The organism is Rothia sp. HMSC036D11 (genome assembly GCF_001814205.1).
Lineage (GTDB): Bacteria > Actinomycetota > Actinomycetes > Actinomycetales > Micrococcaceae > Rothia > Rothia dentocariosa.
On sequence record NZ_KV815278.1, the window covers coordinates 362,006 to 382,863 of the forward strand.

The 20,858-nt window shown below is 56.4% G+C and carries 19 protein-coding genes; 8 read left to right on the forward strand and 11 right to left on the reverse strand.

Annotation, left to right across the window (positions count from 1 at the left end):
- Nucleotides 1–162: 162 nt before the first annotated feature.
- The 7 genes from HMPREF2958_RS03825 to HMPREF2958_RS03855 all read right to left on the reverse strand — a co-directional run bounded on the left by HMPREF2958_RS03825 (nt 163) and on the right by HMPREF2958_RS03855 (nt 9,833).
- Nucleotides 163–2,037 carry an ABC transporter ATP-binding protein gene (locus HMPREF2958_RS03825; RefSeq protein WP_070696759.1) on the reverse strand — a complete coding sequence of 625 codons (1,875 nt, stop codon included), beginning with the start codon at nt 2,035–2,037 and terminating at the stop codon, nt 163–165.
- Nucleotides 2,037–4,145: an ABC transporter ATP-binding protein gene (locus HMPREF2958_RS03830; RefSeq protein ID WP_070696762.1), complete on the reverse strand. Its 2,109-nt coding sequence runs from the start codon at nt 4,143–4,145 to the stop codon at nt 2,037–2,039. Before HMPREF2958_RS03830 ends, HMPREF2958_RS03825 begins: the two co-directional genes overlap by 1 nt.
- Nucleotides 4,146–4,422: 277 nt before the next feature.
- Nucleotides 4,423–4,971 (reverse strand): NAD(P)H-dependent oxidoreductase, encoded by a 549-nt coding sequence (locus HMPREF2958_RS03835; protein WP_048751238.1) that lies wholly within the window; start codon nt 4,969–4,971, stop codon nt 4,423–4,425.
- A 90-nt stretch (nt 4,972–5,061) separates the two neighbouring features.
- Nucleotides 5,062–5,760: a GNAT family N-acetyltransferase gene (locus HMPREF2958_RS03840; RefSeq protein ID WP_048751237.1), complete on the reverse strand. Its 699-nt coding sequence runs from the start codon at nt 5,758–5,760 to the stop codon at nt 5,062–5,064.
- Between the two features lie 171 nt (nt 5,761–5,931).
- Entirely contained in the window at nt 5,932–6,369 is a 438-nt protein-coding gene (locus HMPREF2958_RS03845; protein WP_070696765.1) for a helix-turn-helix domain-containing protein, read from the reverse strand.
- A gap of 306 nt (nt 6,370–6,675) precedes the next feature.
- Entirely contained in the window at nt 6,676–7,656 is a 981-nt protein-coding gene (locus HMPREF2958_RS03850; protein WP_070696767.1) for a metallophosphoesterase, read from the reverse strand.
- A gap of 26 nt (nt 7,657–7,682) precedes the next feature.
- Nucleotides 7,683–9,833, reverse strand: a complete 2,151-nt coding sequence (locus tag HMPREF2958_RS03855) for a transglycosylase domain-containing protein (RefSeq protein WP_070696770.1) — start codon at nt 9,831–9,833, stop codon at nt 7,683–7,685.
- Nucleotides 9,834–10,152: 319 nt separating this feature from the next.
- Between HMPREF2958_RS03855 and HMPREF2958_RS03860 the strand changes: the two genes are divergently transcribed.
- From HMPREF2958_RS03860 to HMPREF2958_RS03880, 5 genes are all read left to right on the forward strand, one after another.
- The gene (locus HMPREF2958_RS03860) at nt 10,153–10,359 is read left to right on the forward strand and encodes a DUF4177 domain-containing protein (RefSeq protein ID WP_048754236.1); all 207 of its coding nucleotides are present in this window, start codon (nt 10,153–10,155) and stop codon (nt 10,357–10,359) included.
- A 129-nt stretch (nt 10,360–10,488) separates the two neighbouring features.
- The gene (locus HMPREF2958_RS03865; protein ID WP_013397767.1) at nt 10,489–10,971 is read left to right on the forward strand and encodes a RidA family protein; all 483 of its coding nucleotides are present in this window, start codon (nt 10,489–10,491) and stop codon (nt 10,969–10,971) included.
- A 13-nt stretch (nt 10,972–10,984) separates the two neighbouring features.
- Entirely contained in the window at nt 10,985–12,049 is a 1,065-nt protein-coding gene (locus HMPREF2958_RS03870) for an NUDIX hydrolase (RefSeq protein ID WP_070696772.1), read from the forward strand.
- 89 nt (nt 12,050–12,138) lie between these two features.
- The gene (locus tag HMPREF2958_RS03875; protein WP_048751230.1) at nt 12,139–13,137 is read left to right on the forward strand and encodes an NADP-dependent oxidoreductase; all 999 of its coding nucleotides are present in this window, start codon (nt 12,139–12,141) and stop codon (nt 13,135–13,137) included.
- Between the two features lie 15 nt (nt 13,138–13,152).
- Entirely contained in the window at nt 13,153–13,788 is a 636-nt protein-coding gene (locus tag HMPREF2958_RS03880; RefSeq protein ID WP_048751227.1) for an NAD(P)-dependent oxidoreductase, read from the forward strand.
- Nucleotides 13,789–13,834: 46 nt separating this feature from the next.
- Here HMPREF2958_RS03880 and HMPREF2958_RS03885 read toward each other — a convergent pair whose 3' ends face one another.
- Both HMPREF2958_RS03885 and HMPREF2958_RS03890 read right to left on the reverse strand, forming a co-directional pair.
- Nucleotides 13,835–14,752 carry an Abi family protein gene (locus tag HMPREF2958_RS03885; protein ID WP_048751225.1) on the reverse strand — a complete coding sequence of 306 codons (918 nt, stop codon included), beginning with the start codon at nt 14,750–14,752 and terminating at the stop codon, nt 13,835–13,837.
- 528 nt (nt 14,753–15,280) lie between these two features.
- Nucleotides 15,281–15,958: a Crp/Fnr family transcriptional regulator gene (locus tag HMPREF2958_RS03890; protein ID WP_004005489.1), complete on the reverse strand. Its 678-nt coding sequence runs from the start codon at nt 15,956–15,958 to the stop codon at nt 15,281–15,283.
- Between the two features lie 371 nt (nt 15,959–16,329).
- On the opposite strand from HMPREF2958_RS03890, the gene HMPREF2958_RS03895 reads away from it, so the two are divergent.
- Complete coding sequence (locus HMPREF2958_RS03895) at nt 16,330–17,523, forward strand: MarP family serine protease (RefSeq protein ID WP_004005488.1); 1,194 nt, start codon at nt 16,330–16,332, stop codon at nt 17,521–17,523.
- 193 nt (nt 17,524–17,716) lie between these two features.
- Here HMPREF2958_RS03895 and HMPREF2958_RS03900 read toward each other — a convergent pair whose 3' ends face one another.
- Complete coding sequence (locus HMPREF2958_RS03900) at nt 17,717–18,448, reverse strand: SDR family oxidoreductase (RefSeq protein ID WP_239661900.1); 732 nt, start codon at nt 18,446–18,448, stop codon at nt 17,717–17,719.
- A gap of 153 nt (nt 18,449–18,601) precedes the next feature.
- On the reverse strand, nt 18,602–19,045 hold the full coding sequence (aroQ, locus tag HMPREF2958_RS03905) for a type II 3-dehydroquinate dehydratase (RefSeq protein ID WP_004005487.1): 444 nt from the start codon (nt 19,043–19,045) through the stop codon (nt 18,602–18,604).
- A gap of 111 nt (nt 19,046–19,156) precedes the next feature.
- Here aroQ and nth point away from each other — a divergent pair, with 111 nt between their 5' ends.
- Both nth and HMPREF2958_RS03915 read left to right on the forward strand, forming a co-directional pair.
- Nucleotides 19,157–20,083, forward strand: a complete 927-nt coding sequence (nth, locus tag HMPREF2958_RS03910; RefSeq protein WP_048754230.1) for an endonuclease III — start codon at nt 19,157–19,159, stop codon at nt 20,081–20,083.
- The gene (locus tag HMPREF2958_RS03915) at nt 20,076–20,843 is read left to right on the forward strand and encodes an NUDIX hydrolase (RefSeq protein WP_048754229.1); all 768 of its coding nucleotides are present in this window, start codon (nt 20,076–20,078) and stop codon (nt 20,841–20,843) included. The genes nth and HMPREF2958_RS03915 overlap by 8 nt, the downstream gene beginning before the upstream one ends.
- Nucleotides 20,844–20,858 lie beyond the last annotated feature (15 nt).

Sequence of the window (20,858 nt, forward strand, 5' to 3'; positions counted from 1 at the left end):
AAGGGTTTAAGTGAATGAGTATCTGCACGCTCTACGAAGCGGCAAGACACCTTTATCATCCACAAAAAACTTTGCCGTGTCTACTTGGGCGGTTACAGGTAAGAACTATGACGTTTAGGGCTCTCGTGCACGTATCACAATAGGTAAACGTGCGCGTAAGAGTTAGGCACTGGGGGAGTTTGAATCCTGCCGCGCATCCTCCCACGAGGTGTACATTGCGGCAAACTCGCCACCGGCGGCAATTAGCTCCTGCGGTGAACCATCCTCAACAATAGACCCTGCAGAAATAACCAGCACCCGGTCCGCACTCAGCACGGTCGAAAGACGATGTGCAATCACCACGGCGGTACGCCCCGCCAACAGAGCATTGAGCGCACGCTGCACCGCACGCTCGCTGGGAATATCCAAGGATGCGGTAGCCTCATCCAAAATCAGTACCCGCGGATTTGCCAAGAAAACGCGGGCAAAAGACACAAGCTGACGCTGCCCAGTCGAAAGGTTCACACCGCCGCGCCCGAGCATCGTGCCGTACCTCTGCGGGAGGGTCTGAATAAACTCATCCGCGCCGACAGCCTGCGCCGCCCGGCGCACCTGGTCGTCGGTCGCCTGCGGGTTGCCCAAACGAATGTTCTCGGCAATCGAGGTTGAGAACAGAAAAACTTCCTGGGTGAGCATAACGACGTTTCGGCGCAGCTCCCGATCGGTCAGGGAACGCACATCCACGCCGTCGAGAAGCACCCTGCCGGTATCAACGTCATAGAAACGGGCAATTAATTTGGCAATCGTAGACTTTCCGGCACCGGTTTCACCCACGAGTGCCACCGTCTGTCCCGGTGTAATCCTCAGCGACGTAGGCATGAGCGCGTGCTGACCCGCAGTGTAACCGAACGCGGCATCCTCAAGAACGATCTCACCCAGCGGAGCTGCCTCTGCCGAACTCTCGGTGCTCATCGGCGCGGCGGGGGACTGCGGCAAGCTTACCGGATGCTGCGGGTCTTGAATCTGCGGTTTCTCGGCTAGGAACCCGGAAACCTCCTCCAACGCCGAAAACGCCGACTGGAGTACGTTATAAAACTCGGAGAGCGTCATAATCGGCTCAAACACCCGGTTCGCGTAAATAATGAGCGCAAGCAGGGTGCCCACCTGCATGGTGCCGCCGAGCACCGCATACCCACCAATCACAAGCGCCGCCGCCACAAAAATATTGCCCAGCAGAATCAGCACGGGGGAGTAGATGCCGAAGAGTTTGATGGAATCCATGACCGCAACCCGGTACCGTTCGGCGTTGCGGGCGTACAATGCGCGCGCATCCGCCTCTGCACCGAAACCCTTGATGGCTCGAATACCGGTGTAGGTTTCAACAAAACGGCTTGTCAGCTGGGCAGATTCGTTACGCATAGCACGGAATGCGGTCTCTGAGCGGGTGCGGAACCAGTGGGTTATCAGCCAGATGGGAACCGTCATAGCCACCAGAAGCAGCCCGATGCGCCAATCCAACAGGAAAATGGCGATTACCGAGAACGCAATCCCCAGCAGGGTTGTGGCAAGCTGACTGATACCACTGTCTAAGAAGGTGCGGATCGTATCAATATCGCTCGTCAGCCGCGAAATTACGCGGCCTGACGTATATGACTCGTGGAACGAGACGCTCAGCGATTGCGAATGTTGGAATACGCGCGTGCGCAGACTCAACAGCACACCCAGTGAAACCCTCACCGTATACACCACATTCACCCAGGTCAGGGTGCCGTTAGCGAGCACGGTCGCTCCAAAGAGCACCACAAAGAATATAAGCGGGGCGCTGTCGCCGCGGGTGAGCGGTTCAATCGCGGTATCGAGCACGCGCGCAATCAACCAAGGCTGCACGGCGGATGCGATCGCCCCGAGTATTACCGCCGCCACCGAAATCGCCAGGGACAGCCGATGCGGGCGCAAAATCTCGCGCAGTAGACGGTACGAACGTTCCCGAGCCTGCCGCCGTTCTTCGGGGGACAGGTTCGTGCGTTCGTCGGAATTCGGCACGAGACGCTTGGGCATTAATCCTCGTCCTGCAGACTCATCAGGCGGCGGTACTGCGGCAGCTTCATAAGCTCGGTGTGGGTGCCTTGGGCGGTAATACGGCCACCCTCCAGCAGCAGCACCCGGTCGGCAAGCGCCACCGTTGAAGGACGATGCGCGGTCAACAGAGTGGTAGCCCCGCCCAGTCCTTCGTGGCCGGTGCGCAGCGCCTCAATAATCTTCTCTTCCGTATGAACATCCAGCGCCGAGAACGGATCATCAAGCAGCAGCACGCTCGGGCGAACCGCCAGGGCACGCGCCAAAGAAAGCCGCTGCCGCTGACCGCCCGAGAGGCTCAACCCCTCTTCGCCAATAATGGTATTGACCCCTTCGGGAAGGTCATCCACGAAATCGCAGGCTGCGATCGTGAGGGCGGCGCGCACACGCTGATCCGCCTCCTCAGAAGAACTAAGATCGTGCACCCCTAACAGGATGTTCTCACGCACCGACCCCGAGAACAGCACGGCCTCCTCAAAAACAGAGGCCATTTGCGCGCGTACCTCAGGCAGCGGCATATCGGCGGCATCATGACCGCCCAGCAGAATCTTTCCCGACGAGGGCTCATAGAACCGCGGAATCAGGTTGAGAATTGTCGATTTTCCGCTGCCGGTAGCCCCCACGAGTGCCAAAATCTCGCCCGCAAAAGCTTTAAACGTAATATCGTGAAGTACCGACGGAGTTTTGGAGGTTGCAGCCTTCTGCTGTGCACGCGCAAACTCGCGTTCCTGCTCTGTAGGCTCGGGGCTTGGCTCCTGCAGATCAGCCTGTAACTCCGGGAACGCCGCAGGATCTGGCTCCTGCGCAGGGTCGGCGCTGTCCCGGTGATCCTGCGAACCCTTGGCAAAACCTAGAATCTTCGCCAGAAAACCGCCTAAACCGCTCTGCTCGGCGTGATCCGTTGAAGCCCCATCCTGCCCGGAATGTTCATCAGGAACCTCAGCCGTGCGCGCCTGAGTATCAGCGGAATCTTCGTGTGCGCGAGCTTCCGAACCAGAGTCAGAATCTACAGCGCTTGCCTGCTCGGCATAGCTAAAGCTCACCGCCTCACACGCCACAGAAATTGCGCCACCCGAAGGATAGGCCACGGTCTCCTCCTCAACTAGTCGTACCTGTTCATCGCCGGGTTCCGACATCACCTCAACGTGACGCTCAAACGCTACCCGGTAATTCAAATATGATGCCATCAGCGCGGTTGAACGGAGCACATGCCCCAATACCACCGTCAGCACCGCAAAATAGGCGGTCATCGCACCCAAAGAAAGACTACCCGATGCTACCTGCGGCGCGCCCACCAGCAGGGCGAGCATCGTCACCGCCCCCACAATCACGCGCTGATAAAACCCCACGCGCGCCACCAACATGGCACGGCGATGCTCCACCTCATTCAAATGTTCGGCATCGCGGGTATACTCGGTAATTTGCTCGGGGGAGCGGCCCAGCGCTTTCACCACCCGAATACCACGCACAGACTCCTCAATACGGGTCGAAAGATCACTGGTAAGCCGCTGAATCTCACGGGTGTAAGCCTCATATTTGCGCACATAGCTGATGAGCGACAGCACCAGCACCGGAATAGCCACCACAAAAATAACCGCGAGCGGGGCGGATGCGGTCACCATAAAATACCCGCCCGTTACGAACATGACCACAACCGAGGTCATCTGCACCAGCGCAAACGAAAGCCACCTGCGAATCGTACTCAAATCGCTCATGGAACGGGTGAGCAGCTGCCCGGAAGACCACCGGTCAAGAACGCTCAGCGGCGCCCGCAAAATCCGGTCGAAAAAGTTCATGCGCATGCGGATTTCAAGCGTGGAGGTAGGATCCACGATCAGCCACCGCCGCCAATACGCCAACGATGCGTTCCCCACACCAATCAAAAGTACTAATCCGCCGCCAATCCAGACGCCCGCCTCGGTCGTATTCTGCACAAGCTCATCGACAATGAACCGAAGCATCTGCGGAATAGAAATTTCGAGAATCGCCGCGCCAATAGCAACCAGCATACCGATAGCCCAGCGCCACCGAATCGGGGCAATATACGGCAGGAACTTGAGGGGCGCGCGCTCGCCCGCATCGTAATTCACGGGTGCGGGAATAGGTTCCGGGGCGGTTTCCAGGAAGGGATTGCGTCGTCGAGAAGTGCCGGGGGCGTGTGTGCGGGTCGTGCTCGGTTCCTCCTGCTTAGCGGTTCAACGTTTCTACATGACGTGAGCGTTAGTGCTCTTAATTATAGAGGGGCACCCCAGATGCACCCGCTGCGGTTCTGCCCTGAGCATCCCGTTCTTATCGGTGAGCTTAACGTTTCCCCTTCCCCTAACCCGCGAGCTTTTATCTGCTTGCGAGAGACAGCGCGGCCATAGCCTAGGCGTAATAGGTGTTCAGATGCGCCAGGTAGTCATCCGCGCTGTCTGCCACCTGCTGGGCAGCGGCTTCATCGTAGCTCTCATAGGTGTCGATGGTGTGGAACGCGAAGAGAGGCTGATAATCGGCGCTGATATAGTTGGCTGTCAGCTCGAAGGGACGCAGGGTTTCGGCGACGGTATACCCGACGGAACCTTCCTCACTGTACTCTGGGGCGGGTGCTCCCAGCGAGACGGCAATACCGAGTTTCTTATTCTCGAACGCCTTGCCCTTCGAACCGTAGGCCCACCCGTACGTCAGCACCTCGTCGCACCACTGTTTCAGAAGCGGTGGGCAGTTAAACCAGTACACCGGGAACTGAAGCACAATGTTCTGGTGCTCTTCCACGAGAGCCTGCTCGCGCTCTACATCAATCACGCCGTCAGGGTACTCGCTGTACAGCTCATGCACGGTAAACCGATCCGGATGCTGGCGCAGCATGTGAACCCAGGTTTTGCTGACCATAGAATCATGGATATTAGGATGCGTGACAATCACAAGGGTTTTCATGGTATTCCCTTCCGCTCGACTTGAGAAAATACCATGGTATCTATGCCGTTTGGCTCTGACAATACCTCAGAGTCCCCTTTCGGCTAACGGCTATACAGCGATGTCTCGCAAGGAGGTGCGCTGCTGACCGTGCGCATCAAAATTCTTGGGATCCAGCCATTGCAGCAACCGGTGTTTACGCTGCTCCCATTCGGTATCCAGCATTGAATACCATGCCGTATCGCGGTTGCGGTCTTTATATACGATGGCTTGGCGGAACGTTCCCTCATAGGTGAAGCCTAGGCGCTCGGCGGCTCGGCGTGAAGGCTCATTCAGTGCATCGCATTTCCACTCGTAGCGGCGATAGCGCAGTGTCTCAAACACGTATTGCGCCAGCAGGTACTGCACCTCCGTGGCGGCGCGAGTGCGTTTTAGACGTTCGCCATACGTCACGCTGCCCACCTCGATAACACGGTGCGTGGGGTTGATGCGCATGAGTGCTAGAGTGCCAACCGCACGCCCATCCTGATCTATCACAGCCAGATAGTACGGATCCGTGGATTCTTCCATGCGCTTGAGGAGGGTCTCTAACTCTGCCCGGTCAGCAACAGGGTTCAAGGACAAATAGGTGAAACTCTGTTCGGGAGCACCGGGGCCGTAGACCTCGTACAGGTCGTTGCCGTGGCGTTTTGCATCAAGTTTTTCGAGGCGGCAGTAGCGCCCCTGTAAACAATCAATGCTGGGAGTCTCGCCCGCGCGGTAGTCGGGCAGGGCATCGCCGATAGGTTGCTGGTAGTCGTTATATCGCATGGGCCTTTCCAATGCATTGCAGTAGTAGGGAAGAGTGCCTTCCGGTATTTACTCTACACGCGAGCGGGTTATGGGATGTGTGTAACCTGCTGGGTAGTACCGAATGTAAATCTATTTGCCCTGTGTTGAAGATAGAGACAGGCGTAGCTTATACAACATGGCGAATTGTGCCTAGCCCTCATCAAGTTCAGGATGCGCACTCTGAAAGTCAAGGAGATCATGCAATGCTTGCTTCTTCTCGGTACGGCGCTGCTCGCGAAAAGCAAAAACATCCTCGCGTTTGAACCGGCGGTGAGTGCCAGCTTTATGCGAAGGTATCCGTCCTTCATCAGCCCACTTGGCAAGGGTGGGGCGGGACAGTCCCAGGATTGCGGCTGCCTCGCTGGTCGTTAAAATTTCTGGGCTGAACTGCACGGAAACATCATGGTGAGCAAGAATCGCTTGAAATTGTGCGCGAACAAAGTCGGCAACAGGTTCAGGGGCTTGAACCTTTTGCCCATTCGGCAGAGTCCCCTGAACCGTGAGGCTTTGGACGAACTCTTCTGATAACGGAATAATCTGTTCCTGCAGAGGTTCAGCCGCAAAAGTCCGAGTGTGCTGGGCAGTCATGACTGCTACCTCCTAACTCATACATACTTGAGGATTTCTCTAGTTTACAGTATTTTTCGTTTGCAAACGAAAGTTGTAGTGCTAGAGGGTAACAGAGCCAGGTCTCGGTTTGTATAGATTGTAGACGGAGTATGCACCTAGAGGTATCTGGAATATGTGGTATGCGGTAGTAAGAAATACTGATGCAGAGAAAGCCTTCCGGTATTTACTCTACACGCGAGCAGGTAGCATTTGACCGAGCAGGTAGGAAAATACTACCTGCTCAACCAAAAACCACCTGCTCACGGAATATAAGGGAAAGAAAACCTACCCGTCCTTTGCCGTGAGGGTGACGAGCACCGCCTCCGGGGGGCAGAAGAGTCGCACCGGTGCGAACCGTGAGGTCCCCAGCCCCGCTGAAACCTGCACCGGAACATCGCCCTGATAGCTCACACCCTTCGCACGCGAAGGCGGCAAATCGCAGTTACTCACGAGCGCACGACCGCCCGGCAGACACACCTGCCCGCCGTGCGTGTGACCGGCAAAAATAAGTTCGGCACCGTCCTGCACAAATCTGTGTAGAGTGCGCATATACGGTGCATGGGCAACACCCATACGAATACGCGGCACATCCGAAGACTCAAATGCCTGCGGTGAGAACCCCGGATGCGCATCGTAACGCAGGTGCGGATCATCCACCCCCGAAAATTCCAGGCGCAACCCGCTCAGCGTGATGCCGTCGTACCGGTTAATAAGCCCCGTCCATCCTCGCGACTCAAAAGCGTTATGCATACGCTCAATCGGAAGCGGCATACGCGACCCTTCCTCAATCTCCTGAGGCGTGCGCGCTTGCCACAGATACCGTGCAGGATTCTTCAGCACCGGGGCAAAATAGCAGTTCGAGCCAGGCACGAAAACCCCCGGAAAATCCAGGAGAGGGTCAAGCGCCTCCAAGAGAGGGTCAAGCCCGCCCACATGCGAGAGGTTATCGCCCGTATTCACCACCAAATCTGGGCTCAGGCCCGCCAACGAATGCATGAACTCGGTCTTCGCCCTCTGCCCAGGAATCATATGCATATCCGAGATATGCAGAATCCTAAAGTTTGGCGACCCCACCGGAAGCACCGCGAGAGTTTCCTCGCGCACCTGAAAATTATTCAATTCAACGAAGCGCCCATACGCCGCCGTGGCGGCCCCCAAAGCAAGCCCCGCAGTCGCAAACTTCACCATACTCTGTGTGAAGTGCGAACCACGTGCTGCTTCAGAAGCCGCCACGGATGCGCGGGCACCGGATGCGCTCTCACACATCGTGTGCCTTTCTTCAGTACACCCTCTTAGTTACCGTTGACGTTTGTTGACGTCACCGATGCCGGGGGCTCAGTAAACTTCTCGGTGTTGTACTTCGGAGCCATGGCCTGCATGAACTGCTGCCACTGGGCACCCGCATAGGTCGCACCGTCCACGTACTCCAGCACGCGACCGTTAATCGCAATACCGTTCATCGAGCGGTAACCCAAGTCGTTACTGCCCACCCACGAAGCGGTTGCCAGGCCGCGGGTGTAACCAACCATCCAGGTCTGTGAGGAGTTATCGTTCGTACCGGTCTTCGCGGCGGAAGCATCCGGCAGACCGATAGCGCGCTTAGGCGCTGAACCTCCGGAGGCGAGCACGCCCTTAAGCACGTAGCTCACACCGTTAGCAATATCTGGGCTGATGGCCTGCTCACACTTAGACTCGTAAGTCTTCATGGGCGAACCATCACCCTTAATAATCTTCTCAAGCGGGCGCGGCTCGCAGTACTTACCTTCGCTCGCGAAAGTTGCGTATGCGCTCGCCATGGTCAGCGGGGTAGCACCGTACCTGGTACCACCAATGTTTGCACTGAGCAGACCCGGATCGTACAGCTGCTGACCCAGACCGTCGTGCAGGTGCAGCTTATTCGCCATATCGCTGATATCGCAGAGGTCGAGCTTACTGACCATCGAGTACAGGTAGGAGTTAGCCGAAACGCGAATACCGTAGGCGACCGTACCCCAGCTCTGGTATCCCGGAACCGCGTTCTTGAAGGACCAGCCGTTAGCGGAGTCACGGTAGTAGTACTTACCGCCCTCCACACAGCGGGCGTTCCACCCAAAGCTGCTTGGGTAGGATAGGGCCGTACCATCGATTTGGGCGTTCACACCTCGACCAGAGTTAATCCACTGGGACAGCACCACGGGCTTGAAGGTTGAGCCCGGCTGGAATCCGGGGGTGCCGCCGTAGAGCGAATCTACGTTGAAGTTGAACTGGGTTTGCGAGTGGTCATTCGCATCCTTGGGTTTACCCCATTCGGCGTTCTGAGCCATCGCCACCACGCGACCGCTGCCAGGCTCCACACTGGTCAAAGCGGCGTTCACGTTGTTGGTGTTGGTGGAACCAGGCTGAACAGCCTCCACAGACTGTTTAGCGATCTTTTGCGCTTCGGGGTTTAGGGTACTCACAAGCTTAAAACCGCCGCGGTTGAGCAGGTTCAAACGCTCCTCGGGAGTTGCCCCGAAAGATTCGTCGAGCGCAACATAGTTCACCACGTAGTTACAGAAGAATGAGCTTTCGCCCGCAACAGAGCAGCCCTTCTCAGGCGGATGAACATTGAGCTTAATAGGCGATGCAATGGCTTCATCGTATTCTTGCTGTGAAATCTTACCGTCACGAAGCATGGTGCCAAGCACCACATCGCGGCGTTCACGCGCCAAATCGGGGTGGGTCGTTGGATCATAGGTGTTCGGTGACTGCACCAAACCCGCGAGAAGGGCCGATTGGGCTACCGAAAGATCCTTCGCGGAAATACCCCAGTAGTATTGGGCCGCCGCCTCAACACCGTAGTTGGTGCCGCCCAAGTTCACGATGTTCAGATAGCCCTCAAGAATCTCGTCTTTAGACTTGTTCTGCTCCATCGAGATAGCGAGCTTCATCTCTTTGATCTTATCGAGATACCCTTTATTTCCGCCCAGGGTTGTGGGGTCTGCACCGCGCTGCACATCGGAATCAACGATCAGGTTGTTCACGTACTGCTGCGTGAGTGTCGATGCACCCTGACGCTTCTTCGGGTTCAGGAAGTTATTCGCAAACGCACGACCAATGCCGATAGCTGATACGGCGCCGTGGTTGTAGAAGTCGCGGTCTTCCACCGAGATAATGGCATCACGCATATGCGGTGACATCTGATCGAGCTTAACCTCTGTGCGGTTTTCCTCGAAGAAGGTCGCAAGCTCGGTCTTACCATCAGAGGCGTACAGAGTCGATGGGCGTGAGAAGGGGCCTTCTGAAATATCTTCCGGAAGATCCTGGAACCACGCCATTGAGGCATTAGCAACCATGCCAACACCTACCGCCGGGGGTACCACAATAATTGCTACCAAGAACCCGGCAATGATACTGAACGCCACAAACTGCAAAAAGTCACTGGGGCGACGCCGTTGCGCGCGCGATTTTTTTCGTGAAGCCATTCATTCAGTTTAGCGGATACACCTGAGAACGCATCCCTCAAAAGGGTTAAACTCTAGGTTTAACTTGCCGGTTTCCCGTCTTCGCGGGCAACGCGCCGGATGCGCATCCTTGGTTATATCGTGAAAACACCGCGTCTATGCCCCGAAAATCCGCGGCATCTCGCGGGTTATGTACTCGGTGCGGGGCTAACCGGCGTACCCGGTGCACGGGGTGACCGTTCGGCGTCACGTTCTGCCCCTTTGTTACGCCTAGAGCGTTGAACCTGCAATAGAGCGCAATAGCCTTGTTCGAGCCGGGGAACAGGACTACTCTAGAGCTATGAAGAAATGGGAATATTTGACTGTGCCGTTGATCGTGCACACTACCAAGGCAATCCTTGATAACTACGGTGAGGAAGGGTGGGAACTTGTTGCGGTTCTGCCTGGCGCACCCGCACCCAGCGGACCGACCCCTGCAGGCAACATGGTGGCACCCACCCAGGGTAACCCCATCGCCTACCTCAAGCGCGAGAAAGTTGAAGGCTAAAGCCTTGCACCACGCCCGGTAACCTGAATCCTCCGGTTGCCGGGTTTAGCGTTCCTTTTGCGATATGCTTCTACACAACACTACATATATGCGGCGCACGTGCCACCAACCACATCCCTGGAGAACCCCATGACTGAATCCCGTTATGAACTGAGCATTCGTGAACTTGGCTACCAACTTCCCGAAGTCGCAGCCCCTGTCGCCGCCTATGTACCCGCTGTGGTGAGCGGGAACTATGTGTATACCTCCGGGCAGCTTCCATTCGTCAGCGGTCAGTTGCCCGCCACCGGTAAAGTCTCGGATTCGGGTGACTCAACATTTGTGACCCCTCAGGACGCTAAGAAGTACGCCGCTATTGCAGTGCTGAATGCGCTTGCCGCTGTGAAGTCCGTTATCGGCGATCTTGATCGGGTGAAGAAGGTCGTGAAAGTTGTGGGGTTCGTGGCATCAGACCCGGAATTTACCGGTCAGCCCGGGGTGATCAATGGCGCCTCCGAGCTGTTGGGTGAGATCTTTGGTGAGGCTGGTACGCATGCCCGCTCGGCGGTCGGTGTTCCGGTGCTTCCGCTGGACTCTCCCGTTGAGGTTGAAATCATCGTCGAGTACGTCTAATATTCTCAGGATCATGACTACGACACCTTCTCAGAAGTTGTACACCGGAGTAGTTCCGGTGGTTGGTGAAGAACAAAAGCCACGCATCTTTACCGGGCGGTCTTCTGCACCTGCCGCACGCACCGAGCAGATTCAGCGTCTTTATAAAATCCCGGAGTTTATGCGCACCGCCGCCGAAACCTGGGTATCCGAGGGCGGTGAGGATGCTGGAGGGGCATGCTCGCTTCGCCAAGCGGCGTCAGTCATCTTTGTGCGTGACGGCGAAGACGGTCTTGAAACCATTCTGACCTACCGTCCGGGGTCTTCACCCTTGGGTGTTGTCGCTTTTCCGGGCGGTACCGTGACCCCCGGCGATGACGACGCAACCCCTTGGTACGGCCCGACCCCCGATGAATGGTCTGCCAAGTTCAAATTCAAAAACGTAACCTGCGCGCGCCGCACCGTGATCGCTGCTATTCGCGAATCCTTTGAAGAGACCGGTCTGCTTCTTGCCGGTGAGGACGGGCAGAACGTCGCCGAGAGCGGCGCGGGTGAAGAACAGATGAGTCAGCGTGAGGCAATCGCCGATCAAGACAAGAGCTTCGGGCAGTTCTTAACCTCAAGCGGGCTGAAACTGCGCACAGACCTGCTGCGCCCGGTATCGCGCTGGCAGTCGCCAGACTTCTTCCATAAACGCTACGACATCGCCTACTTCACCACGGTTGTTCCCGTGGGGCAGAACGCCAAGCTGCTGGAAGGCAAGGGCGTGTGGGGCAGCTGGGTGAATGTGCGCACGCTCATGGAAAGCAGGGATACCTCGGAACTGGGGGACCGTATCGGGCAGCCGAATACGGTGGGTAAGACCCTTGAGGAACTGGTGACTCCCGCCGTGATGTGTATGCTTGAGTCGCTCGCCACCTCAGAAACCGGGGTGTCGTGGTTGGCAAAGCGCCGTACCGTTGAGGTGAAGAAACCCGTGCTCGTGAAGAATGACGGCGCGTGTATGCTTTCGTTTACAGAAGTTGTACCGGTGTCATCTAAAACAGGAACGCTTGGCACAGTCGGTCCACTCAAGTCGGCCTCTGTTGCCCCCTCATAAGACTTGGAAGGCCGGATTTTCCGCATTGTATTGTGTTGAGAATCCGGCCTTTGTTGTAGGCAGATAGTCACAGTGAAAGGAAAAATCTCATGATTCGCAAAATTCAGTACAACGCCTATGGCGATCCCAGCGTCCTAGAAATGGTTGAGTCAGATGAACCTACACCGGGTGAAGGTGAAGTCCGTGTGACGGTCAAAGCGGTCGGACTGAACCCTCTGGAGATGAAGACTTTCGAGGGGTTCAAGCCACTTCGCGTCGCAGAGACGATTAACCGTTTGCGTCACCCGTCCTGGTGGTTTGGCCGCGGTCCCGCACGTTTTCCGAAGGGTGTGGGGCGTGACTTTTCTGGTGTGATAGATGCCCTAGGCCCCGGTGTGAACAATGTTGCTGTGGGCGATGCGGTACTGGGAACCCTGCGCAGCGCTCCCGGTTCCGGCGTGACGAAAGGCTCACTGGCTGAGAAACTGGTGACTTCTGCCCAGAATATTGTTGCGAAACCTGAGAACCTGAACTTTGAGGTTGCAGCAGCCTTGGGTGTCGCCGGGGAGAGCGCATGCGGGGCGTTCCGTGCAATCGATCTGAAACCCGAGGATGTGCTGGTTATCAGTGCCGCATCCGGCGGTGTGGGAGCCGTGGCGGTTCAGCTTGCGGTGCATCGGGGAGCAACAGTTATCGGTATCGCATCGGAGAAAAACGCGGAGTTTGTGCGCTCTCTAGGGGCTATTCCGGTTGCATACGGTGATGGTTTGAAGGAACGTATTCTCAAGGCAGCACCGACCCCGGTTACGAAAATGCTTGACTGCTACGGCGGGGACTACATTCCGTTAGGGGCAGAGCTCGGACTGAAAGGGTCCGCGATGGGCACGCTGATTCCTACGCCGAAGGCGATGATAAAAGGCGCGCAGTTTACGGGGGCGCGGCATGCGCAGCCCGGTGACCTGAAAGAAGTCGCCGATCTGGTGGCATCGGGAGATATTGACGTGACCTTAGCGCATGTGTACCCGTTCAAGCTTGAATCCATCCGTGACGGCTATAAGGAACTGGGCACGGGGCATGTGCGCGGTAAACTTGTGGTCACTATTCCCTAACAAAAGTCGAAAACTATGAAAATTTTAGTATCCGGTGCTACCGGAAACGTGGGTCGTTTGGTCGTGGAACAGGCGCTTGCGCGTGGCCATGAGGTAGTTGCACTTGCCCGGAACCCGCAGAATCTTCAGCTCGATCACCCGAACCTAACCACGGGCGCTGTAGATATTCTTGATGCTCAGGCCCTCAAGCCCTGGCTTCAAGGCGTAGATGCGGTCATCAGTACCGTAGGGATTGGAACCTCGAAAACGCCGACAACCCTTTACTCTGCCGGGACGAAAAATCTTCTGGACGCAATGCAAGAGCATGGGGTATCACGTTTGGTTGTGATCTCTTCGGAGGTCGCCGAACATTGGGCTCATCAAGGGCTCTTCAAGCTCTGGGTGGTATTGCCGCTGCTGCAACACTTTTTGGGTGCAACCTACGATGATATGCGGCGTATGGACGTGGTTTTGTGGGAAAGCACCGCACAGTGGACGGCGGTGCGTGCCCCTCGTATTCAGCCGATGAAAGCTAAAGGTTCTTATCGGCTCGATGCCCACAAGCCGCTTCGACGCGGCTGGATGATTACCCCGGCAGATATGGCTACTGCGTTGCTCGATATTGCCGAACGTGAGGACCTGAACCGACAACATGTCTACGTTGCTAACTAGATGTGAGAAGGCCTACTATACCTTAATTTGGCGATGCTTATTTCAGCTATACGCTCCAGAGCCTACTTGCCGTTTGCCAGTTATCAGGAGCTCCCATATGTGAAATTGGGACTATCTGAACTTCTGGAAACGATTGTACGACTGTCGGTAACAGCTTTTTATTGCCGACAGTAAAACGGTCTAAGAGAAACTGTATAAGTGTCAGTTGCCCGAAAGTGCGTTTCCAATCGGTATTTATGCAGTCGAGATCGGTGTGGGTACCTTGAGCAGGTAGCTTAGGCGAAATAGCATGTACCCTGTTAAAAAGGCGCCCATGATGAGCGCAGATATTCCGCACGATGTTAAGAGCCTTAAGCCAGCTACGCAATTGAGGCGCATTAAGACCGCACTGACTAGATATAGTATTCTGCACGCTACGGGGTGAAAGCTCGTAAAGATAAGTTAAGCTTCCCCAGTCCATAATCTCCGTGGCAGCCCATACTGGAAGGTTCCCGCCATATTTCTGTTTGTGGTGATTAACAAAGTCTTCACGTGATGATTTAAGCTCATGTTCATAACGTCTACGCCAACCGTTATATTTCTTCTCTTTAAGGGTACGAACTTTAATTCCAAGCTTGTAAGGATCGAGATGAATCAAAGGGTCGAGACGCCCTAGTTCATGACCAAGATGCGCACGTATTGCAAGCTCAATAGGTGTAAGAGCTGTAAATGTTGCTGTACGAAGTCGAGAATCAAATCTATATAAGTCAACTACATCTCTCAACCGCGTACCTGGAAAGAAAGTATCTGCACGGCTGCTATTTTTAAACTCCCGAAACGGGTAGCAATAACCACTCAAACGATAATAACTAACCTGCTGAAGCAAAAATACCGCGTCGTCGCGATCTCCTATGTCCATACCACGTCTGGCTAGGATATCTACTTGCTCATTGTAAGTTTTAAATTCTTTGATGTCCTCGCCCATGAGTACCTTCTGTATGATGAAGACCGGCCCTGGACCTAGCTATCAAAGCAGTAGGCGGAACCGGTCGTAGTGATAAACACTCTACACAACGTTAGTCATTCTAAGCAAGCGCGATCGCGCCTTGTTTCTCACGAATAATCCTTATAGAACCGTCTGGGCACGTGAACACAGGGAAAACGTTTATCCCGGTGGGATACTCATCATTCGCTTTACAAGGGGACCCGTATCGCCTGGAGGCGATCCACCCTTAGGCGCTTATGACGAGTATCCCACCGGAAACGTCTGACTTGCCTCACTCTCACTTGGGCTCAGGAGGATATCCGCAACGAGCGCCTAAGGCTGTCATCCACGGCAAAGCGAAGCGGCACCGGGGATGACTGGTCGCCTTGTCAAGCGAGTGTGGAGTATCCTCCTGAGCCTTGGAACTGATTCGAGGCAGAGCACGCAAAAACCGCATCCGAAATCGTTGAATAACACGATGTATCGGATGCGGTTTCGTACGAAGACTTTGCGAGCCCGTCAGAGAGCTTAGCGCGAGCGTTGGCGCAGTCGAGGCAAATCGAGGATCACGACTGCGCGTGCCTCTAGACGAATCCAGCCGCGGGAGACGAACTCTGCCAGTGCCTTATTAACGGTTTCGCGGGATGCACCGACAAGCTGTGCCAGCTCTTCCTGGGTGAGTTCGTGGGCAACGAGGATGCCGTCGGTTGCGGGGCGCCCAAAGCGGTCTGCAAGGTCGAGGAGTGCCTTAGCGAGACGACCGGGGACGTCGGAGAAGACGAGGTCTGCCAGCGCTTCGTTGGAGTGGCGCAGGCGGCGTGCCAGGGTCTTGATAACCTGGTCGGAGATGCTGGGGTCCTGTCGCTGTGCACGTTTGAAGGATTCGTGCTTAATAGCAGCTAGGCGTGTTTCGGAGACCGCTACGGCGTTGGTGGAGCGGGGGGAGGGGTCGAAGAGTGCCATCTCGCCGAAGACGTCACCGGGTCCCATGAGCGCGACCATATTTTCGCGCCCATCTGCGGCGGTGCGCCCGAGCTTGACCTTGCCGGAGAGCACAGCGAAGAGCTGGTCGCCCTGGTCACCCTCGTAGAAGAGCACGGCGTTGCGGGACAAATCAATTTCTTGGATATCGTCTGTGAGCAGCTTGAACGCGGCGTCATCGAGGGTCGCGAAAAGTGGGGAACGACGAAGGATATCGAGATCCATAGTTACTCCTTGAGTGGGATAGCGGGCGATTCTTTCGCTCGAAAATCTGTGCGTCACACGGTCGCGTCTGCGAGACGGATACGATGTGAACCGCATCGCTGGTGTGTGACATATTCAACTAACACTAATACTGAGCGTACCTCATATTTTTTATTTCCGCATCTAAAAAACAACATCTAGGAGGAAAAGTTTTCTGCGCTTACGGGGAAAACTTAAGAAATTCACAGCTTCGCACTCTAGCATCAGCATGTACAGTGTGAGAGGGCTTTGAGCAGCGCACGAACTCTTCGACTTCTCTCATGCTCAGGCGTGCCTTCCGGACGCGCCGTGCGGATTCACCGCATTTTATGTATTCACCAAGGAGGACGCTCATGTCAGCAACTTTTAGCCCCCTTGACATTATTATTCCTGTCATTCTCGTGCTTTATTTCATTGCCGGTCTGCGTAGCGGCTTCTTCACCACGCTAGGCACCTTTATCGGTCTTGCTCTAGGTGTATGCGCCGCAGCGTGGCTCATCCCGCTTGCCGTTGCGGCTGTGGGATCCAAATGGGGGCTGATTACCGCTATCGGTATCCTGATCCTCTGCCTAACGCTGGGGCAGTGGTTGGGACTCATCGGCGGCCGCAGCCTGCGCCGTGTCACGGATATAACCCCGCTTAAAGGCGTAGAACGTTTCTTTGGCGGCGTGCTCAATGTTGCCGCCTGCGCGCTTGTGCTCGTGGTCTTAACGCTCACGATGCGCACCGTACCCCTGCCGCAATTCAACGCCGCGTTGAACAACTCAAAGACCCTCTCGTGGATGGTCGAGAACACCCCGGATGGTCTGCGCAACGGTATTGAAAATATTCGTAACGATGTGCTCGCATCCGGCACTATTCCCGAGGTGCGCCAGCTGATCGCCCCGGAAACCAGCGCGCCCACCCAGGGCGTAGAAACGGAGGCGCTCAATAACGCCTCTGCCTCTGTTGTGCAGATTCTTGGCGCCGCAGAACAGTGCGGATACACCTCGACCGGTTCCGGGTTCGTGGTGGATCATGGGCTTATCGCGACGAACGCACACGTGCTTTCGGGCGTGAACTCGCCTATGGTGAGGGATCAGCGCGGGCGCACCTGGCAGGGCGAGGTGGTCTATATGGATACCGCCCAGGATCTTGCCTTTATCCGCGTGCCCGGCATGAACCTGGACCCGCTGCCGATCGGCAGGAACGCAAACCCCGGCGAGACCGTAACCTTCATGGGTTACCCCCAGGGTGGGCCGTTCAAGGCGCTCCCTGCGACCGTGCAGGGTGTGGGCAATACCCAGACCATTGACGTAGAGACCGGTAAGCCTAACCCGATGCGCCAGGTCTACCAGCTTGCCGCAGATGTGCAGCACGGTAACTCCGGCGGTCCTGTTCTTGACGAAAACGGTAACGTTGTGGGTGTGGTCTTCGGTAAAGCTCCTGACGGTGAAAGCAGCACGGGTCAGACCGGTTATGCGATAACCGCATCCACCCTGAAGCAGGCGCTTGAGGCTGGCGGCAGCAACACCGCTTCCGTGGCGACCGGAACCTGCAAGAACTAATTGCTGTAACACGATAAACGCATAATGTTATCGCTGGGTAAACGTGCGATGACAATCAAGATATAAGGTGCCTCACGTATCCTTACCATTGGATGCGTGAGGCACCTTTGCGTGTCCGCCCCATTACTCGGCGCTGAGGCTCTACGACGATACTTCTCGGCTCTACTCCGACTCCAGGTGCTGCGCCAATACGTCACCTGTTTGTGGGTATCTGCTCCTCCGCCCACTGAGCGACCGTGGGCCCAAGTAACTCTGCATTCTTGGGGGCAAGCAGAACACCCTCAGCGAGCGCATCTAAGACAGGATCTACAACGCTTACTTCTCGACGATCACCTATGGCGTGCAGGTAGGTTTGGGTCAGTTCTGGAAGCCAAATTTGCTCGGGCCCAGCGATCTGCCGGTTGCGCGGGCTTTCGGTCGCAGTTTGAACGAGTACCTTTGCCACAGTCTCCACAGCGATGGGTTGAATCAGCCAGTTTTGAACCTTTACGTTGGTCTCGGTCTGTGTGACGGCTGCAGGGTTAAGAGCGAACTCCATCCACTGCGCAGAACGGACGATGGAGTGCGGAAGGGAACTGTCCTCTAAAACTTTCTCCTGCGCTCGCTTGGCGAGATAGTAGTCAAAATCGTCAAATGCGGGGTGGTCAATATTGCAGATGGAAAGGTGAACCAGATGCTGTACCCCAGCATGCTGGCAGGCTTTCTCTAGGGTTTTGGTAACGTCTGAAAAAGTATCAACCAGGCTGGCCGCGGGGTCTGCAGGAAAAGCGTTGGACGTGTCGATGACCACCTGGGCGCCGTTCAGAGCCTCAGCTAGTCCTTCTCCGGTATGCAGATCGACGCCTGTGGCACGAGAGAGCAATGACCTCGTGACCTGCTTGCTGGGCGGCGTGAGCGGTGGCGCGACCAGCTGTTCCGGTGGCACCTACAAGAGCGATCTTCATGTGTCCTCCTTAAGAAGTCTTTCAGGGGTGGGTACACCTTCCCGCTGTGGAATCGAAAAATGTAGATTGGTTAATCGTAGCTACCCCTAGAACAGAACGTAACCCATCTGGGGTGCTTCAATTAATGCAGAAATCTACTCTGACTCTAGGTGCTGCGCCAAGAAATCTACCGCCATGACGTACCCGTAGGCGCCTGCTCCGGCGATCACCGCCGTAGCCTGCGGGGACACATACGAATGGTGCCTAAATTCCTCGCGCCGGTGCACATTCGAGAGGTGAACCTCAACGACGGGCAGCTCGGCGGCCTCCAGCGCATCGTGAAGCGCCACCGACGTGTGCGTGTACGCCGCCGGGTTGATAATAATCGCCGCGCCACGGGTGCGTGCACGCTGAATCTCATCCACCAGCACACCCTCATGATTGGACTGCATAAACTCAATATCGAAGCCGTGCAGGGCGGCGCGCTCGCGCACCATCAGTTCAATATCGTGCAGGGTTGTGTACCCGTACACCTCGGGGCGACGCTGCCCCAGCAAATTCAGATTAGGGCCGTTCAGAACAAAAATCGTTGCAGACATACCCCTAGTGTGGCATATTTACCCGCTCAAAAGCGGCAGAAACTGTGCGGTAACGGCGAACTTCGGTACCCCTAGCTGGGAAAAGCAGACAAAAAACGGTAGGCTCGCGCTATGAGCGCATCCGCACCGAAAAGCACCACCGACACAGCCCCAGAGCTACAGCTCACCGAAGAAGAACGTGAACTGCTAAGCATCCGCACCGTGCCTGAGTTTGAGGCAGCACAGGCAGCACGCCGCCGCGCGAAAGCACTCGCCAAAGCCCCCGAAAGCCACCTTGCCACCGTGCGCCGCGCCCGCAAAATCAACCGCATCCTGGGCGAAACTTACCCCTACGCCGTGGCTGAACTCGACTTCACGAACGCCTTTGAACTGCTGATCGCCACAGTGCTCTCGGCGCAAACCACCGATGTGCGCGTCAATCAAGTAACCCCGGCGCTCTTCGCCCGCTACCCGGATGCGCCCGCCCTCGCCGCAGCCACCGAAGAAGAGGTCGAACCCTATATTCAATCCCTCGGGTTCTACCGCGCCAAAGCGAAATCTATCGTCAAACTCGCCCGCCAGCTCACCGACGACTACGACGGAGAAGTGCCCGGAACACTCGATAAACTGGTGAAACTGGCAGGAGTCGGGCGCAAAACCGCAAACGTGGTACTCGGCAACGCTTTTGGGGTACCCGGGCTAACCGTCGATACCCATTTCGGCAGGCTCGCGCGCCGCATGGGATTCACCACCGAAGACGACCCCGTCAAAGTCGAACACGACGTTGCCGAGCTTATCGAACCGCGCGAATGGACCGACTTCTCACACCGCATGGTCTACCACGGGCGGCGCATCTGCCACGCCCGCAAACCCGCCTGCGGAGTCTGCCCCATCGCCGACCTGTGCCCGTCCTGGGGTGAAGGCGAGACGGACGAAGCCAAAGCGCGTAAACTCATGAAATATGAAATGGCACCCGGTCGTGAACGCCTGCACCTGCGCTTCCTCACAGGTGCCACACGCCGCCAACTGCACGCCGAAGGATACCCGCTGAGTGCCTAACACCCTGAACACCGCCGCCGAACAAGCCCGCGATGCACTCGCGAACCTTGCCGCGGGAAAACTCGATTTCAAGATAGACTCCCTCATGCGGTACGCGCCCAACAGTACGCTCTCCAAAGAGGCGGCAGTGCTCGTTCTCTTCGGAGTACTCGATGATGAACCGAGCGCATCCGCTGACTTTCAGGGATGCCCAGAGTGCGTGGGAGAGAACCTGGACGTTCTGCTTCTGGTACGGGCGGATACTCTGCGCTCACACGCCGGTCAGCCTGCGTTCCCGGGCGGAAAAATTGACCCCGAGGATTATGCGCTGTCGCGCCAACAGGGAGTTCCGGTAGGGCGCATCGCCGCCCTGCGCGAGGCCGTGGAAGAGACCGGACTTGACCCTGCGGGCGTTGAAATTCTGGGGGAGCTGCCGACCCTGCCGCTTGCCGTGAGCGATTTCAGGGTGACCCCGGTGCTGGGGTGGTGGGCTTCACCCACGCGGGTTGGCGTGGTCGATACGAACGAGTCTGCCCTGATTGCGCGGGTGCCCGTACGGGATTTGCTCAACCCCGCCAACCGGCATACGGCATACGTGAAGCGCGGGCACATAACCCATAAAACCCCGGCGTTTGAGGTTGCGCACTCTGGCGGCGATGCGCGGGTCGAGTTCACCGTGTGGGGATTCACCGCGATCGTACTCGATAAGATTTTTGATGCGCTCACCTGGACGGTCCCGTGGGATGCCTCGGTACTTAAACCTGCGCCCGCATCCGGGTAGGCTGACGTTGGTCGG

Bases quoted from the DNA above. Each gene is read 5' to 3' on its own strand.
- HMPREF2958_RS03825 (WP_070696759.1), bottom strand. From the start codon at position 2,037: ATGCCCAAGCGTCTCGTGCCGAATTCCGACGAACGCACGAACCTGTCC.
- HMPREF2958_RS03835 (WP_048751238.1), bottom strand. From the start codon at position 4,971: ATGAAAACCCTTGTGATTGTCACGCATCCTAATATCCATGATTCTATG.
- HMPREF2958_RS03840 (WP_048751237.1), bottom strand. From the start codon at position 5,760: ATGCGATATAACGACTACCAGCAACCTATCGGCGATGCCCTGCCCGAC.
- HMPREF2958_RS03845 (WP_070696765.1), bottom strand. From the start codon at position 6,369: ATGACTGCCCAGCACACTCGGACTTTTGCGGCTGAACCTCTGCAGGAA.
- HMPREF2958_RS03850 (WP_070696767.1), bottom strand. From the start codon at position 7,656: ATGTGTGAGAGCGCATCCGGTGCCCGCGCATCCGTGGCGGCTTCTGAA.
- HMPREF2958_RS03855 (WP_070696770.1), bottom strand. From the start codon at position 9,833: ATGGCTTCACGAAAAAAATCGCGCGCGCAACGGCGTCGCCCCAGTGAC.
- HMPREF2958_RS03860 (WP_048754236.1), top strand. From the start codon at position 10,153: ATGAAGAAATGGGAATATTTGACTGTGCCGTTGATCGTGCACACTACC.
- HMPREF2958_RS03865 (WP_013397767.1), top strand. From the start codon at position 10,489: ATGACTGAATCCCGTTATGAACTGAGCATTCGTGAACTTGGCTACCAA.
- HMPREF2958_RS03870 (WP_070696772.1), top strand. From the start codon at position 10,985: ATGACTACGACACCTTCTCAGAAGTTGTACACCGGAGTAGTTCCGGTG.
- HMPREF2958_RS03875 (WP_048751230.1), top strand. From the start codon at position 12,139: ATGATTCGCAAAATTCAGTACAACGCCTATGGCGATCCCAGCGTCCTA.
- HMPREF2958_RS03880 (WP_048751227.1), top strand. From the start codon at position 13,153: ATGAAAATTTTAGTATCCGGTGCTACCGGAAACGTGGGTCGTTTGGTC.
- HMPREF2958_RS03885 (WP_048751225.1), bottom strand. From the start codon at position 14,752: ATGGGCGAGGACATCAAAGAATTTAAAACTTACAATGAGCAAGTAGAT.
- HMPREF2958_RS03890 (WP_004005489.1), bottom strand. From the start codon at position 15,958: ATGGATCTCGATATCCTTCGTCGTTCCCCACTTTTCGCGACCCTCGAT.
- HMPREF2958_RS03895 (WP_004005488.1), top strand. From the start codon at position 16,330: ATGTCAGCAACTTTTAGCCCCCTTGACATTATTATTCCTGTCATTCTC.
- aroQ (WP_004005487.1), bottom strand. From the start codon at position 19,045: ATGTCTGCAACGATTTTTGTTCTGAACGGCCCTAATCTGAATTTGCTG.
- nth (WP_048754230.1), top strand. From the start codon at position 19,157: ATGAGCGCATCCGCACCGAAAAGCACCACCGACACAGCCCCAGAGCTA.